Below are 15,706 nucleotides of genomic sequence, written 5' to 3' on the forward strand. Positions count from 1 at the left end.
ATGCGTTATTTAACGCAAGATATGGACATTCATTGTGAATATAAAACCAATAACCTCTGTGTTTGGAATAAACGCAAATGTCGCGGTCGCTGTTGCCTTTGTTTCGAGTGCTGCTTTTCTTTCAGGTAGTGCTTTGGCTGCTGCCCCTGCTTCAACACAAGCAAATCAACAAAGCTCAACACAGCAACTCAATACGTTGATTGAGATAGCATTGAGCCAAGACAGCAACCGCAAACAGTACTTTGCTCAGTCGCAAGCGATGCGTGAAACCGGTATTGCGAGCGCAACCTTAATGGATCCGAAATTGAAAGTCGGATTTGGCGGACTGCCAGTCGATAGCTTCCAGTTTGATGAAGACCCGATGACCAATATTTCGGTCGGTCTAATGCAGCAATTTGAGCGTGGCAATACACTCGATCTTCAGCAGAAAAAAGCTGGTCAGCAAGCGGATGGGTTAGCTCTTCAAGTGCAGGCTCGCGAGCTTACCGTTGCTAACAGCATGACGCAGCTATGGCTTGAATTGGGTTATCAGCAAGTCGCTGAAGGTGTGATGCGTGAAAATCGACGCTTGTTAGTTGAGCTAGCAAACTATGTGCAGACCAATTACTCGATTGGTAAAAGTGAAGCGCAAGATCTGCTTAATGCTCAGCTTCAAGTGAGTAAGCTTGATGAGAAACTTCAGGCAAACCAGCAGGTTCAGCGCCGTTTAATCTCTCAGCTTTCTGAATGGTTGGGTTCTGATTGGCTAGGCTCTCAGGTTCTTGATTCTCAGGGAACACTGAGTGCAACTAACCAAATCGATTGGTCGTTGTTGGAAAGCAAATTAGCGACCAATATCGATTCAACCAAGCACTACCAGTTACTGACTGACCATCCTTTGGTTAAGATCTCCGATGTCAGTATCTCCTCCAATCAAACTCAGGTTGAGTTAGCCGAGCAAGCTTATACCCCGCAGTTTGGGGTAGAAGTGATGTATGCGTACCGCCAAGCCAATAACATGGCAGGTCAACCTGCTTCTGATCTGGTGAGTGCTTATCTGACAGTCGACATCCCGCTGTTTACGGGGAATCGACAAGATAAAAACTTATCGGCTGCTCAGTATCAAGTTGGTGCAGCTAAATCTCAAAAAGACACCTTACTTTCCCAAATGAACGCGCAAGTGAACGCATTGCTGGTGGACAGATCAAACCTGATCCAGCGATTAGAACGCTATCAAACGTCCTTGCTTCCTCAAACCGCAGCACGAATCAGCGCGGTTGAAAGGGGCTATCAAAACAACACCGCGCAATTTAACGATGTCATTGCAGCAACGGCAGACGAGCTTGCTCTGAAACTAGAGCAACAGCGTTTGATCACCGACCTCAACATCGTTAACAGCAAGCTAGCCGCGTTAGTCAGTGGTTTTGAATACCAAGTAAACCAACCACAACTCAACTCAAGCGCAACTAAACACACAGCCAATCAATAAGGGAATAGACAATGAGTTCAGTAAAAGTAGCAACAATCGCTTTATTGGTCGGTGGTGCATTGGGTTTTGGTGTGAACCATTTTCTAATTAATCCAGCACACGACATGTCAGCAATGGCAACTAGCACAGAAACCAGTGACGAACCTTTGTATTGGGTTGCGCCAATGGACCCAAACTATCAGCGTGATAAACCGGGTCAGTCACCTATGGGGATGGATTTAATCCCTGTTTATGCCGATGACTTAAGTGGTGGTTCAGACAAAGCAGGAACTGTGTTTATCGATCCGTCGGTAGAAAACAATCTTGGTGTCAAAACAGCGAAAGTTAACTTCGAACCGCTGTCTCCTCGGATTGAAACCGTGGGTTATGTGGCGTTTGATGAAAGTACATTGTGGCAAACCAACGTAAGAGCAGCTGGCTGGGTTGAGAAGCTTTATATCAATGCTGTCGGTGAGAAGGTAAATAAGGGCGATGTGCTGTTCACACTTTATTCTCCAGAGTTGGTTAAGGCACAAGAAGAGTTACTTAGTGCGTACAAAACGGGTCGCAAAGGATTGATAAAAGGTTCCACCGAGCGCTTGATCACCTTGGGTGTCGATAAAGCTCAGATTCGTTCGATCACTCGCCGAGGTAAATCCTCACAAACCATAGAAATCAAAGCACCTGCTAATGGCGTAATTGCGAGTCTCAATATTCGTGAGGGCGGCTACCTTTCACCAGCGCAAGCGGTAATTAGTGCGGGTCCTCTAGGCGAAGTATGGGTTGATGCCGAAGTGTTTGAACGCCAAGCACACTGGATCTCGTCGGGCAGTAATGCAGAGATGACACTGGATGCGATTCCCGGTAAGGAGTGGCAGGGCAATGTTGATTATGTTTATCCAATCCTAGATCCGAAAACTCGAACTTTACGCGTTCGTTTGAAGTTCTCGAATCCTAATGGCGAACTCAAACCGAACATGTTCGCCAATATTGCGTTGAAGCCAATCAGTGATGATGCCGTACTTACCATACCAAGATCATCGGTTATCCATTCAGGTGGAATGACTCGAGTGGTGTTGTCCGAAGGTGAGGGAAAATACCGTTCAGCACGCATTGAAGTAGGGCGTGAAGCTGGCGAGAAGATCGAGGTGTTGCAAGGGCTTGAACAAGGTGAACATATTGTCACCTCTGCGCACTTCATGTTGGATTCTGAATCTAGCCAATCCGCTGATTTGTCGCGAATCAATGGCGTTGAAGAGCAAGCCGAAACAGTTTGGGCAAAAGGTGAAATTGCAGATGTGATGCAAGGCAGTCGTATGGCGACCATCAATCACCAACCTGTACCTGAATGGGATTGGCCGGGCATGGTGATGAATTTTACCTTCTCAGAAGGCTTAGATATGGCTGACGTGAAGCGTGGGCAAGTCGTTGATTTTGAAATGATGAAAACAGAGTCAGGTCAGTATGAAGTCGTTGATTATAAGGTCAGCGAGCATCAAATGGCGGGCGAAGTGTGGGTGAAGGGAGACATCACAATGCTGATGGCAGACTTCGGAATGATCACGGTAAATCACAAGCCAGTGCCTGAATGGGATTGGAAAGCGGGCGAAATGAACTTCCAAGTCAGTGATGACCTCGATTTATCCGAGTTTGCCGAGGGTCAAAGTGTTCGGTTTCTAATTGTGAAGCAAGGTTCGGATTATGTGCTCAAGTCTCTCGAACCGACGAATAGCACGGGTGAGGGCGAACTATGATCAATGCAATCATTCGTTGGTCCATCAGTAACCGCTTTTTGGTGCTGGTTGCCACTGTAGCCATCGTATTTGGGGGCTTATACAGCGTTAAAAACACACCGGTAGATGCGATTCCTGATTTGTCAGATGTTCAGGTGATCATTAAAACAAGCTATCCGGGGCAAGCACCTCAAGTAGTTGAAGATCAGGTGACCTATCCGCTCACAACGGCGATGTTAGCCGTTCCGGGTGCAGAGACGGTTCGTGGCTATTCGTTCTTTGGCGATTCGTATGTCTATATCATCTTCAATGACGATACCGATATGTATTGGGCGCGTTCACGTGTGTTGGAATACTTAAGCCAAGTAGCCCCTAACTTACCATCAAGTGCTAAGCCAACATTAGGGCCAGATGCAACTGGTGTGGGCTGGGTTTACAGCTATGTGTTGCAAGATAAAACCGGTCAGCATGACTTAGCGGATCTTCGTAGCCTGCAAGATTGGTTCTTGAAGTATGAGCTGCAAACCGTTGAGGGCGTATCTGAAGTGGCGACTGTTGGCGGCATGGTGAAGCAGTATCAGGTTCAGATAGATCCTGCCAAGTTACGTGCTTACGACCTAACGCTTCAGCAAGTCAACAAGGCAATCCAGGATGGTAATCAAGAAACCGGTGCGTCTGTTGTCGAGATTGCCGAAGCCGAACATATGGTTCGCACTACGGGTTACCTGACAAGCATCGAAGATATTCAATCTCTGCCGTTAAAAGTGACCGACAAAGGTACTCCACTGTTATTGGGTGATATTGCCGATATTAACCTTGGCCCACAGATGCGTCGCGGTATCTCTGAACTCAATGGTGAGGGCGAAGCTGTTGGCGGCGTTATCGTGATGCGCTTTGGTGAAAATGCCAGTGAAGTGATCGACTCGGTTAAATCCAAACTCGCTGAGTTGCAAGCCGGCTTACCTGATGGTGTCGAGATTGTCGCGACTTATGACCGCTCTACTTTGATTAATTCAGCCGTTGAAAACCTATGGAAGAAACTGGCTGAAGAGTTCATCGTGGTCGCCGTCGTGTGTGCGCTGTTCTTGTTCCATATCCGCTCGTCGTTGGTTATCGCACTAAGTCTGCCTGTCGGTATCTTGGGTGCATTCATTGTGATGCATTGGCAGGGTATTAACGCCAACATCATGTCTCTTGGCGGCATAGCGATTGCGATTGGCGCCATGGTGGATGGTGCCATAGTGATGATCGAGAACGTTCATAAACACATTGAACGGACTCCGCTCACTGACAAAAACCGTTGGCAGGTGATTGGTAAGGCAGCAGAAGAAGTTGGCGCACCGCTATTCTTCTCTCTGATTATCATTACCTTGAGTTTTGTGCCTGTGTTCGCGCTAGAAGGGCAAGAAGGCAAGATGTTCTCGCCACTTGCGTTTACCAAGACGTATGCGATGGCCGCAGCCGCTGGTTTGGCTATCACGCTGGTGCCTGTGTTAATGGGTTATTTCATTCGCGGTAACGTGCTACCTGAACATAAAAACCCAGTAAACCGTAGCCTAGTGGCGATGTACAAGCCGCTTCTAAACCTCAGCCTAAAGTATCCCAAGGTGATGATTGTTATCGCACTTGGCTTAATGGCGTCTGCTTATTACCCAACCAGTAAGCTTGGTAGTGAATTCATTCCTCCTTTGGACGAAGGGGATTTGATGTACATGCCAACCACGTATCCGGGTATCTCAATAGGTAAGGCTCGTGAGTTGTTGCAACAAACCAACAAGCTCATCAAAACCATTCCAGAAGTCGAAACCACGTGGGGCAAAATTGGTCGAGCAGAGACAGCAACCGATCCTGCACCGTTAACCATGATTGAAACCGTGATTCAGCTTAAACCACGCGATGAATGGCGTGACGGTGTCACTACGGAGTCGCTGCGTAAAGAGTTTGATGATCTGATTCAGTTCCCAGGTTTGACCAATGCGTGGGTTATGCCAATCAAAACCCGTATCGACATGTTGGCGACAGGAATCAAAACCCCAATTGGTATCAAGATTGCGGGGCCTGATCTTAACGTTATCGAGAAAATTGGCTCTCAGCTTGAACCTATCTTAAATGGTGTCAGTGGTACGGCTTCTGTGTATGCCGAACGTGTGGCTGGTGGTCGTTATGTGACGATAGACATCAAACGACGCTCTGCTGCGCGATATGGCTTGAGCATTAAAGAAGTGCAACAGGTTATCTCGACTGCGATCGGAGGAATGAACGTGGGTGAAACCGTAGAAGGGCTAGAACGTTACCCAATCAACGTTCGTTACCCACAAAGCTATCGTGATTCTGTCGTTAAGTTGCAGAACCTGCCGTTAGTGACACCAAATGGAGCTCGTATCGCTCTATCGGACGTAGCAGATATTCGTTACGAAGATGGTCCTCCGATGATTAAAACGGAGAACGCGCGTCCTAATGGTTGGGTGTTCGTTGACATCGAAGGTCGCGACCTTGGTTCTTATGTGGCAGAAGCGCAAAAGGTCGTTGCTGACCAAGTTGTATTACCGGCGGGTTACTCGCTCGCTTGGTCTGGTCAATACGAATACATGGAGCGAGCAAAAGACCGTTTGAGTGTCGTTGTGCCTATCACCATCGCCATCATCATGCTATTGCTTTACCTGAGCTTCCGACGGGTCGGTGAAGTGATGATGATCATGGCAACGCTTCCTTTGGCTATGGTGGGTGGTTTGTGGTTGATGCATTACCTCAATTACAACTTCTCTATCGCGGTCGGCGTTGGCTTTATTGCCCTTGCCGGGGTTGCGGTTGAAATCGGAGTGATCATGTTGGTTTATCTCAATCAAGCGTGGCACTACAAAAAGCTCGATGCAGAGGAGAACCAACAAACACTTCAACAAGCTGACCTAACGGATGCCATTCGTGAAGGGGCAGGGCTTCGTGTTCGTCCAGTAATGATGACGGTTCTTACGGTGATCATTGGCCTAATTCCAATCATGTATGGCGAAGGAACAGGCTCTGAAGTGATGCAACGAATTGCCGCGCCGATGATAGGTGGAATGGCGTCGGCACTGTTGCTTACCCTACTGGTTTTGCCTGCAATCTTTAAGCTCTGGAAACAGCGTGAGATTACGCATAGCCAAAATGAGACAAACAAATAACGTATTGATTATTAGCCCTTACTTACCAAAAACAGAGTGGGTAAGGGCGTACCACATGAACATGTGAAACTAACAAATAAATAACTGAATTAATCTAAGGAACGATCATGAAAAAGACACTTATTGCGATTGCACTGACGTTAACTACTGCAACGGCTTTTGCTGAAATGGACCACTCAAATATGGATCACTCGATGATGAAGAGTGGAGAGATGGATCATTCCCAAATGGACCACAGCATGATGCAGGGCGGAAAGATGGACCACTCAAGTATGATGAATATGGAAGGCATGTCTGAAGTGGGTATGCCTGCGACAGGCGCAAAGCCGGATAAAGTGGTTCATGTGCTGCTTAGTGATGATATGAAAATCACATTTAAGAACAAGGTCGATATTGAGCCAAATGACGTAGTGCAGTTCGTTGTTATGAACACAGGCAAGATAGATCACGAATTCTCGATTGGTTCTGCTTCAGAGCAGCTCGAGCACCGTGAAATGATGAAAAATATGGGTAACCACGCTCATGACTCAGGCAGTACAGTGACGGTAAAGCCCGGTAAAGCGAAGCAATTGCTATGGCATTTTCATGGCGACAACAACGTAGAGTTTGCGTGCAATATCCCAGGTCATGCTGAAGCGGGTATGCTGAAAAAAATTGAGTTGTAGTATCGATTAATAAAGCGCACCAGACTTATATTGATTAGTTTGGTGCGTTTTCTTGTTTTTCTCGTATTAGACGATTAAGTTTAATAAGTAAATAGAAAAAATTTTTAGTTAGAACAAGTAAGTAGGAGTTTAAGGATGAACAAAACAGTACTCGTCGTTGCCGTATCAAGTGCTTTACTATCATGGTCTAATTACAGCATTGCTGCTAAACCTGAGTGGGCTGGTAAAGGTAAGCCCAATTTAGAAGAAGTCAAAACGTTCGCTGAGGCAAAAAAAGTTGAAGGCGAAATTAACGATCGTGAGAAGCAGCTTGATTCAATGATCGAAGAGAAAAAGAAGAAAGCCAAAAAAAGTAAGAATAAAAAAGATAAGCAGAAGCTAGATAAAGAGCTCGACGATTTGGAAGACGAGAAAGAAGCCTTCGAAGAGAGTAAAGAGAAGCTCAAGGATAAGAAAGAAAAGCTTAAAGATGATATGGATAATGACGAAGAAAAGTCGGGATTAGAAAAGCAGAAAGAAAAGAAAGCGGAACAAGAGCGTAAAGAAGAAGGAAAAGGGTCAGAAAAAGGCCAACAGCAGCGTGAAGAAAACAGCAAAAAGTGGTGGAACTTTTGGGAGTAATGCGAGGGCCTTACATCACCTATTCATTTCAACCAATCAGAACAGCTTTGTGTGACCGCTAAGTCATTGATTAAATGCTGTTTTCAGTTAAAGATAAGCCTCAACCTGCCCAGGAATACATGAACTAACTTGGATTGGCTGAGGCTTATCTGTAGCTAGAATCACTGTAGCAAGATAGAAGTTTCAAGCAAGTGGTGTGCTTCACCGCTTAGGTGCGGCAGCTCTGCCATGATCTTTCTAAACTTGTCGTCGATTGATTCTGCTTCATTCAGTGATCGAAAAGCCATTACAGCTTGTTCAGGTTCGCTGTTCACATAACCTTTCAACGTATCTAGCTGAATTTTATTGGCATTCTCAACTTTTGCTAGCGCGACATTGATTGCTTCGATGCTAATCGTTAACTCATTGCTTTTAAACATTTTTTATTATTTATGGGTTATTGCTAATGCGCGCACATTAACACAATGATTTTGGCAGATATTGACCAAGATTATTAAATTGGAACAATTTTGAAAATCATTGAAAGTTGCTCTGCAATGTGTGATTTGGACAAGTGTAAAAATGTGAAACGATTTAAGGCGTTAATAGCTATGAATAGTCGATAGGGGCATAACCAATGTAAGTCAACGCAATATAGGTTTAATAGATATAGGTTTAAACGATATCGATGAAGATGGCTTAATGTACAGAGGGATTTTCTTGGGGAGCGGGTTGCTGAAAGAGATACACATAATAAAACTGGAGGAAGAGTTGGAGCGTGCAGCGGGAATCGAACCCGCATCATCAGCTTGGAAGGCTGAGGTAATAGCCATTATACGATGCACGCACATCGTGAAGACTGAACTAATATGCCATAATTAAAGCAAAAGAAAAGCATTAACTCATGCTTGGCGAGCTATTTGCATGACTTTTGTGCTATTTGTTTGATATCTACACAGTGGGCAAGGGCATCTTTAACAAAAGCTATAAAACGAAACACTATCGCCAATAGAAATACACCAGCTCAATAAGGTTTAACTTATTGTAACCCTACTAAAAAATAGCCATTTTTGCTGCCAAAGTATCCTTCTAACGAATATATAAAGATTTATCATTAGCTCGCGCGGCTTATGCTTTAAATGGTGCGCTATGTTTAAAAAAAGGGGGACAGTTTTATAACCTCAATCCACTTAAAGGGGATTTATAGTGTCCATTGCAATCAAAACCAAGATTATTGCTTGAAATACCGCTTCAGTGAATGCAAAAAGGCTCACCATTTAGAGAGCCCTTTTTCGTGGTACTACATATAGTAGCTATAAGTAAGCTTTAACTCTGTACCTTGACGGTTATGACCAAAGCTTTGCTCTGTGTCATCAAAGTACTCTGTGTAAGTTAACTTACCCCAGTGACGACGGTTACTGTTTAATGGCATTTGCAATACAGTATCCATTTGTAATTGGTTTACTGTGCCAACCGTACCGCCAAGATCTAAGCTGCTAAATTGTGGGTTGAGTTGAATGTGAGTGCCATTTTCATGCAGATAGATAGAGTTTAAGAAATTAAACTGTACCCCATATGTCATTTTATCCACTAGACCAATATTGCTGTAATCTTTGTTATTTTGACCTACCGCAGCGGCGATGATTGGGAATGATAACCAGTTTTTAAACGGTGTGTTCATGCGGATCAAGCCGCCTACGGCAAACAAACGATCAGAAGTTGCATTGGTAAAGCTAGATTCAATGTAGTCAAACGACATACCTAGCATAGGCGCATTGGCCCAATCAGTTCGCGTTACTTCGAAGTAACGAGCTCGAACCTGAGATAGGTTAAAATCCTCGCTTCCTACTTTACCATTGTCTTGCCCTGTCACAGTCAACGAGCCTAGGAATAGGTTTTCATTGTCTTTTGCGCCGGAAATCTGACCTTGCAGTTGAAGAAAGTCATTATCAGCTTCACCAAAACTTTGTTTACCATAAGTTGCACTTACAACTGAAGATACTTTTGTGTGATCGCCTGGATCGGGTGCATTTTCTTCAGTCGCATCTTGTGCGTTGGCAAAAGCAGATAATGGAAGCAATAAAGTGAGTAGTGGTAATTTCTTCGTTATTGGCATAGTAAAACCTGTTAGTTATTCAATTCAAGAATTTCACTATCACCTTAAGTAAATGTTTCGCCCACGAATAACCAAATAAAAAAAGATAAAATGATAAAAAGTAAGTATGTTAATTAACTTGTTGTTTCATAATGGATAATTACCCTAATCTTACTTGGTGGGGTTCACATATCCGCTATCCTTTTCTTACTCTACCAAGAGAATAATTTATAATTTATTTATTAAATGGTTAATCAAACCAATAGTTAGTTTGTTGTAGATCAAAATAATTTATCATTAATTAACAGTACTATCTCCTGTAATTTCTATGACCTAGAGGCCTCGGTATGACACAACCCTTTCTTGAACCGCCCATTTATCAAGTGGCAGGACTGCAATACTCTCCCACCTCCGGAGCCATCAAGAATGAAGAAGGTAAAGTGATTCGTCTACGGGCGCGTGAGGCCAATTTATTTACGGCATTAATTGACTCTTTCCCCGATATTTTGTCGCGTCAATCGATTGAAGAGCAACTTTGGAAAGGTTCTTATGCGACTAATGCAACCATTAACCAAACCATTAAAGCGCTACGTTTTTCCCTCGATGATGATCAACGCTCTTTAATTCGTACCATTCCCAAACAAGGTTATGTGCTTTCCAGTAAGCCATATATCCTTGAGTCTTACACTGCTCATCATATGGCGGGGGCGAAAGAGCCGGCTCCTGGTATTGTGCCTGACAGTACCGCTAACTCTTCAGAGTCAGTAACCTTGACTGACACACCTCAGAACAGCAAAGCATTAGGTTGGAGAACTTTTTTCTCAGGCAACGAGTTAATCGGTATCGGCGTAATAAGCCTATTACTATTCACACTCGGATACCTCGGCATATTCAGCCCGTCATTCGAGCGCATTAGCTATAAGGCTGGTGAACATTGGTTGTTATTTGATGCTACAAGCGAAGAAATCAATTCACTGAACCTCAGTGATGACACCCCATCCATTATTATGAAAAACGACAGTAATTATCGAATTTGTCATGTTGAAGAGGGGATAACGGTATGCAAAAATCAATAATCAAACGCGCTATTGCTGTGATGCTACCGGTTGTTGCTCTAACTATTGGCCATTATCTTCATGATCCAATCAAAGCACATAACCAACAGTTTGAAGGGGTATGGACGGGCCAATCTGTCATTCAATTTGATCAGCACACGATTGATAGCTACGCAACCATGGTGGTTGATAAGGACAACATCCGTTTATCTATCAATAATAAAAGTGGCAACAGTAATTATGCTTTCGATGCCAAACTGGAACTGCACTATACCGACAAACAATATAATCGATTGCAATTAGTCGATAGAGAAGTCACTGGCTTGGAGCGATTTGAGCAAGAAACAGGTATTCGAGTTCCGGTTTCTGGCACCCTAATCGAGCTCAATGGCTGGCGACTAGAAGAGGATGAGATCTTTTTTAATTTCAATTCGCTTGGTGAAGATAGCATTTCATATGTGGTAAAAAGAAAGCGCTAACACACCACCCCAAGCAATACTAAGTTCATGATATATAGTGTTTTATATATTTTTTCATCGCCATATTATTTTTTTTATTTCAAGAATACTTTTTTTTGTTGGATGAGTCGGTTCTTCGCACGGTTTAATGGTTGTGTTCAAAACTATTTGAAAAAACAACCTCCGAGCAACGGCTCTACAACAAATGAAGGTATCCCCAATGACGGTATCAGTTTCAACTAATCCAGCAGAAGAAAAAGTTGGCATGGCCAAGTGGTTCCCGCTTCTGGTTCTTCTTGCAGCTCAATTCTCAACCATGGCAGACAACACAGGTCTTTCTATTTCAACAGAAGCACTGATCGCTCTTCACGGTGCGACCATGCCTCAGATTCAAATGGCTAATGCTATGTATCCTCTAATTGCGGGTGCTGGTATGATTGCTGGTGGCCTTATTGGCCTAATCATTGGTTGGAAACGACAAATGATCATCGGTGCAGGTATCTTATCGCTTGCCTCATTTGCAGCTGCATTTGCTCCAAACATGGAAGTTTTGAACTATGGTGCTCGCGTTGGTTCTGGTCTAGGTGCATGTCTACTTATTCCTGCGGTTCTAGCTAATGTCGCTGGTATCTATAAGGGTAAAGATCAAGCGATTGCCTTCTCTGCTATCGCTGCTCTAGTTGGCTTGGCAAGTGCTTTAACTCCGCTTATCTTTGGCTTCATCCTTGATGTCGCTAGCTTTGGCGTTGCCTTCGCAGGTCTTGGTGTCTACTGTGCATTAGTTATGTTCGGTAGCATGAAGTTACCTGAGCTTCCAAAAGCCACGTTCAAAGGTAAGTTTGATATCGTTGGTGTATTACTTGCGGGTACTGGTCTACTGTGTTTTGTTACTGGTCTGCTAAAAATTGCTGAATGGGGTCTCGTTGCACCACTGACTGATTTCACTGTTGCTGGTATATCTCCGGCTCTACCTATGTGTCTTGTGGGTGGCATACTGCTAAAAGTATTGATGGTATGGGAACGTCGTTTTGAAGCTGCTGGTAACACGCCACTTCTCCCTCGCTCATATGTTGAAAACCCACAAGTGGTTGTTGGTCTAGTACTTTGTGCCACTATCTTCTTGCTCTTTGGTGCTACGGGCTTCATTAATGTCTCGTACATGCAGTTAGTTGCTGGCATGAGTGCATTCGCATCAGGCATGGCATTGTGTGCATTTGCTTTAGGTATGATGATCGGTTCTCTTGGTGCACCCGCCAAATTGGGCAACTTATCTTGTCAACGTATCTGTCAATTAGGCTTCATCATTGCAGCTTTAGGTACTGCATTAATGTTCTTAGGCTTTACCAAAGACGGCATTACATTCTGGCAATACATCTCACTACTCGTATTTGGTATTGGCGCAGGTTTACTAGCTTCTCAGGCTTCTATTGTTGTGACTTCAGCGCTTAGTGAGCAAGAAGCAATGCAATCAGGTGGTATCCAAGCAACCTCTCGTAACATTGGCCAGGCGTTCGGTGTAGCGATTCTTGGTACGGTAATGCTGTTCTCCCTAACAGGTGAAATCAAGAAGGGCGTTATGGACCACGACGCTATTTCAGCAGAAACCAAGCAGATGATTGTTGACACACCGTCATTACCATTCGTGTCAAATGATATGGCACTTGAGCTTATGGTAAGCGCAGAAGTTCCGGCACAAGAGCAACACACTGTTGTCGCTGTAATGGCAGATTCTCGCCTAACATCGGTTCAATATGCACTTTATACTCTCATTGCCTTAATGATGGGCGGTTTAGCTCTTTGTTCTAAATTACCAACTCGTTCGTTAATGGCTAACTCAGACTAAATTTAAAAGCCCCAACTCAGGTTGGGGCTTTTTCGTAGACACTTAAATGTCGGTATATCGACATCGGTAAAGTGAACTTACTGATGTTTACTCTTTAATCAACTATGGAGCCAACACCCTCTTTACGTTTATGCACCAAATACTGATTTTCAGCACAGGTGCAATCAATCAGTAGTTCACCAAGCAAAAAGAACAATAATTATGATAAATTCTATTACTGCCTCTCAAAAGCGTCTCCTATTCATTCTTTGTATTGCTCAATTTTCTATCTCGGCTGATATAGCCAACTTATCTATCGCAACAGCTACGTTAGTCACCCACTTTCAAACAGACATTAGTGCCATTAAAACCTTGGGGACAATTCAGCCTCTAGTTGGCGCAGCGTTAATGTTACCCGCAGGCCTTATTGGGCTATTTATCGGTTGGCGTATCATGCTCATCACCGGGGCTTTTATTGGTTTAGCCGCTTCTATCTTGTTTATTCTTGCTCCTAATGTAGCTTTTGTCACCTACTTGGCTCGGCCACTGACAGGCATATCATCAGCACTGCTTTTACCTGCTATTCTAGCTCTAGTCTCTGCCCGATTTCCTGGTAAATCTCGTGCACTAGCGTTTGGCGTGTTAGCGGCTTCCGGTGGACTATCTGCCGCCGTCGTGCCGATGAGCAGTGGTTTGCTAATGGACCATTTTGCTTGGTATCTACCCCTGACATTTATCAGTGCCTTTTACCTCATTACCAGTTGGTTTGCTATTAAAGGAATCCCGCCAGTGGAGAATCCGCGCCCGAGCTCATTTGATTTTATTGGGGCGCTGCTAAGCTCATCGGGCATCGTTTTGGTGGTGCTGGCACTGATCAAAGCACCCAGTTGGGGCCTATTAAGCGCCAACAGCAACGCTGATATTCCTACTTGGTTTACCGGCCTTACGTCATTAAGCCCTTCGTTGGCCGTTATAGCATTAGGGCTAGTGTCACTATTTGCCTTTTATTTTCAACAACGACAACGAGAAGCCCAGCAAAAAACAGCTTTATTACCGATTAGCTGGCTGAAAAATCGCCAGTGTCGAGCTGGTTTTCTGCTTCTTACCTTCATGTATATGATTTTAGGTGGTGTGAGTTTTATCATCATAACCTATCTCCAAGTTGCCATTTCATTAAGCTCTTCGCACTCAGGTTTTATTATTCTTCTGTTCTCCATTTGCATGATCGCGTTTTCAGTTATTACACCTTTGGTGTTTAAATCACTAAAGGCAAAGACCTTATGTTTAACTGCATTTATCGGTCTGGCTAGCTCTGCAGTTATTTTATTTTTTTCTAGTCAATCTCATCATATTTTGTCGCCTTTTTATCTAGGTATGCTGCTCACGGGTTCTTCAATGGGGATACTTGCATCACAATGTCCGGCCATCATCACCAATGCGCTTGGTGAAACCGATGCCGCTCAGTCGAGTGGTTTACAAGCCACCATCCGAAATATGGGTTTAGTGCTCGGGATTTGCTTGATTGGCGGGACACAGCAATGGGCACTAGAGCATACGGTCAGGCAGCACAGTGAACAATCGAAACAGATCTTTCCGGACCACTTTATCAGCCAGATCGAGCAAAGTCCGACCCTACCTTATTTAGACGATATTAGAATTGCCAATCTCTCTGATACTTATGGTATGGATCATCAGCAGCATGCGACCTTATTAACTCTTAATGCCCATTCTCGGCTAACCAGTTTTCAAAACGCTTTGATGATGGTGATTTTTCTTTCAGCATTAGGAGTGCTAACCAGTTATCGCTTATCTGTACCCGCTACACAGCAAGGCAAATTAAAGGGGGAGAGTGGCTAATAAACACATATTAATAGTCGTAACTTTAGAACTAACAATACGCGAGCTTGTGGTGTAACTATTTGAATTTATTGAAATATAGTGGTGATATAAATTAAAAAAAAACCTAAAAAGTAGGAAAAACCCATTTCTATTTTCTCCGCATTTTTTATTGATTGGCTTGTTTATACAATTGCCATATCGACAATTAGGGCAGCGGAATATCAGACCTGTTGCCAACCCTATAATTTGATAATTGATTGAGAGATGCATTATGAAAATGGTTAAAGAAATGGCGGCATGCAGTGTTATTGGTACTGTGGTGATGGTAGGTTATGGAGTAGCTTGGGACTGGGTCACCGTAGAGAGTATTGGCATGGGCGCTATTTCTGCCCTTATCATGGCGGTGATTGTGAAGCTATCAGTGGCGTTTGAAAAAATGACTTCAGAATTTTGTTTAAAACAACGCTCATTAGCTAAGCCAAAGCGTGTGTTCACTTCGTGGTTGATTCTTGTTGGTTCAAAAGTCGCAGCAATGGGTGCTATTGTGATTATGTTTGGTGAGCAAGTGCAGTTTAGCGGACCGGCCAGTGGTGTTGTGGCATTCTACCTTACCATCATGTCAATTCTTCTCATTGAAGCAGTTATCGGTAAGGCATTCAATAAACGCAATGCTGAAGCGGTAATAAGCTAACGAGCCTATTATCTGAATTGCTTGACTAATACCAATCGTAGTAAATAACTGGTCACCCTCGCTTGTTAAAAACCTCGATAACTTCGTTAGAATTTTTGATTGTAGAATAACTACTTATCGAAAAATTCTGTCTTGTTCTC

General features: G+C 43.8%; 12 protein-coding genes and 1 tRNA gene. 10 read left to right on the top strand and 3 right to left on the bottom strand.

Translation table 11 applies throughout. From position 1 onward, the window contains the following. Nucleotides 1-34: 34 nt before the first annotated feature. From BCU34_RS19205 to BCU34_RS19225, 5 genes are all read left to right on the top strand, one after another. Nucleotides 35-1,468, top strand: coding sequence for a TolC family protein (locus BCU34_RS19205; RefSeq protein ID WP_375071526.1), 1,434 nt, complete (start codon nucleotides 35-37; stop codon nucleotides 1,466-1,468). Between the two features lie 11 nt (nucleotides 1,469-1,479). Continuing rightward, a complete protein-coding gene (locus tag BCU34_RS19210; protein ID WP_102478949.1) occupies nucleotides 1,480-3,201 on the top strand; it encodes an efflux RND transporter periplasmic adaptor subunit in 1,722 nt (573 codons plus the stop codon). Next, nucleotides 3,198-6,341: an efflux RND transporter permease subunit gene (locus tag BCU34_RS19215; RefSeq protein ID WP_102478950.1), complete on the top strand. Its 3,144-nt coding sequence runs from the start codon at nucleotides 3,198-3,200 to the stop codon at nucleotides 6,339-6,341. Before BCU34_RS19210 ends, BCU34_RS19215 begins: the two co-directional genes overlap by 4 nt. Before the next feature lie 107 nt (nucleotides 6,342-6,448). Then, complete coding sequence (gene copI / locus BCU34_RS19220) at nucleotides 6,449-7,006, top strand: copper-resistant cuproprotein CopI (RefSeq protein WP_102478951.1); 558 nt, start codon at nucleotides 6,449-6,451, stop codon at nucleotides 7,004-7,006. Nucleotides 7,007-7,141: 135 nt separating this feature from the next. Beyond that, complete coding sequence (locus BCU34_RS19225) at nucleotides 7,142-7,627, top strand: hypothetical protein (RefSeq protein ID WP_102478952.1); 486 nt, start codon at nucleotides 7,142-7,144, stop codon at nucleotides 7,625-7,627. Between the two features lie 161 nt (nucleotides 7,628-7,788). Here the strand turns inward: BCU34_RS19225 and BCU34_RS19230 are convergent, their stop codons facing one another. The 3 genes from BCU34_RS19230 to BCU34_RS19240 all read right to left on the bottom strand — a co-directional run bounded on the left by BCU34_RS19230 (nucleotide 7,789) and on the right by BCU34_RS19240 (nucleotide 9,722). After that, a complete protein-coding gene (locus tag BCU34_RS19230; RefSeq protein WP_102433146.1) occupies nucleotides 7,789-8,046 on the bottom strand; it encodes a hypothetical protein in 258 nt (85 codons plus the stop codon). A 332-nt stretch (nucleotides 8,047-8,378) separates the two neighbouring features. After that, nucleotides 8,379-8,453, bottom strand: a tRNA-Gly gene (locus BCU34_RS19235). Nucleotides 8,454-8,906: 453 nt separating this feature from the next. Beyond that, nucleotides 8,907-9,722, bottom strand: coding sequence for a hypothetical protein (locus BCU34_RS19240; RefSeq protein WP_102433145.1), 816 nt, complete (start codon nucleotides 9,720-9,722; stop codon nucleotides 8,907-8,909). A gap of 326 nt (nucleotides 9,723-10,048) precedes the next feature. Between BCU34_RS19240 and BCU34_RS19245 the strand changes: the two genes are divergently transcribed. The 5 genes from BCU34_RS19245 to BCU34_RS19265 all read left to right on the top strand — a co-directional run bounded on the left by BCU34_RS19245 (nucleotide 10,049) and on the right by BCU34_RS19265 (nucleotide 15,566). Beyond that, complete coding sequence (locus BCU34_RS19245) at nucleotides 10,049-10,777, top strand: winged helix-turn-helix domain-containing protein (RefSeq protein ID WP_102431801.1); 729 nt, start codon at nucleotides 10,049-10,051, stop codon at nucleotides 10,775-10,777. Beyond that, a complete protein-coding gene (locus BCU34_RS19250) occupies nucleotides 10,762-11,235 on the top strand; it encodes a hypothetical protein (RefSeq protein ID WP_102431802.1) in 474 nt (157 codons plus the stop codon). The genes BCU34_RS19245 and BCU34_RS19250 overlap by 16 nt, the downstream gene beginning before the upstream one ends. A 199-nt stretch (nucleotides 11,236-11,434) precedes the next feature. Further along, entirely contained in the window at nucleotides 11,435-13,057 is a 1,623-nt protein-coding gene (locus BCU34_RS19255; protein ID WP_102433407.1) for an MFS transporter, read from the top strand. Nucleotides 13,058-13,258: 201 nt separating this feature from the next. Further along, nucleotides 13,259-14,893 (top strand): MFS transporter, encoded by a 1,635-nt coding sequence (locus tag BCU34_RS19260; protein ID WP_102530503.1) that lies wholly within the window; start codon nucleotides 13,259-13,261, stop codon nucleotides 14,891-14,893. 253 nt (nucleotides 14,894-15,146) lie between these two features. Continuing rightward, a complete protein-coding gene (locus tag BCU34_RS19265) occupies nucleotides 15,147-15,566 on the top strand; it encodes a hypothetical protein (protein WP_102433405.1) in 420 nt (139 codons plus the stop codon). Nucleotides 15,567-15,706 lie beyond the last annotated feature (140 nt).

Origin of the sequence: Vibrio sp. 10N.286.45.E10 (genome assembly GCF_002874195.2) — a bacterium.
Lineage (GTDB): Bacteria > Pseudomonadota > Gammaproteobacteria > Enterobacterales > Vibrionaceae > Vibrio > Vibrio crassostreae.

What these genes read in the sequence shown, in the direction of transcription:
- BCU34_RS19210 (WP_102478949.1), top strand. Translation starts at nt 1,480, where the DNA reads ATGAGTTCAGTAAAAGTAGCAACAATCGCTTTATTGGTCGGTGGTGCA.
- BCU34_RS19215 (WP_102478950.1), top strand. Translation starts at nt 3,198, where the DNA reads ATGATCAATGCAATCATTCGTTGGTCCATCAGTAACCGCTTTTTGGTG.
- copI (WP_102478951.1), top strand. Translation starts at nt 6,449, where the DNA reads ATGAAAAAGACACTTATTGCGATTGCACTGACGTTAACTACTGCAACG.
- BCU34_RS19225 (WP_102478952.1), top strand. Translation starts at nt 7,142, where the DNA reads ATGAACAAAACAGTACTCGTCGTTGCCGTATCAAGTGCTTTACTATCA.
- BCU34_RS19230 (WP_102433146.1), bottom strand. Translation starts at nt 8,046, where the DNA reads ATGTTTAAAAGCAATGAGTTAACGATTAGCATCGAAGCAATCAATGTC.
- BCU34_RS19240 (WP_102433145.1), bottom strand. Translation starts at nt 9,722, where the DNA reads ATGCCAATAACGAAGAAATTACCACTACTCACTTTATTGCTTCCATTA.
- BCU34_RS19245 (WP_102431801.1), top strand. Translation starts at nt 10,049, where the DNA reads ATGACACAACCCTTTCTTGAACCGCCCATTTATCAAGTGGCAGGACTG.
- BCU34_RS19250 (WP_102431802.1), top strand. Translation starts at nt 10,762, where the DNA reads ATGCAAAAATCAATAATCAAACGCGCTATTGCTGTGATGCTACCGGTT.
- BCU34_RS19255 (WP_102433407.1), top strand. Translation starts at nt 11,435, where the DNA reads ATGACGGTATCAGTTTCAACTAATCCAGCAGAAGAAAAAGTTGGCATG.
- BCU34_RS19260 (WP_102530503.1), top strand. Translation starts at nt 13,259, where the DNA reads ATGATAAATTCTATTACTGCCTCTCAAAAGCGTCTCCTATTCATTCTT.
- BCU34_RS19265 (WP_102433405.1), top strand. Translation starts at nt 15,147, where the DNA reads ATGAAAATGGTTAAAGAAATGGCGGCATGCAGTGTTATTGGTACTGTG.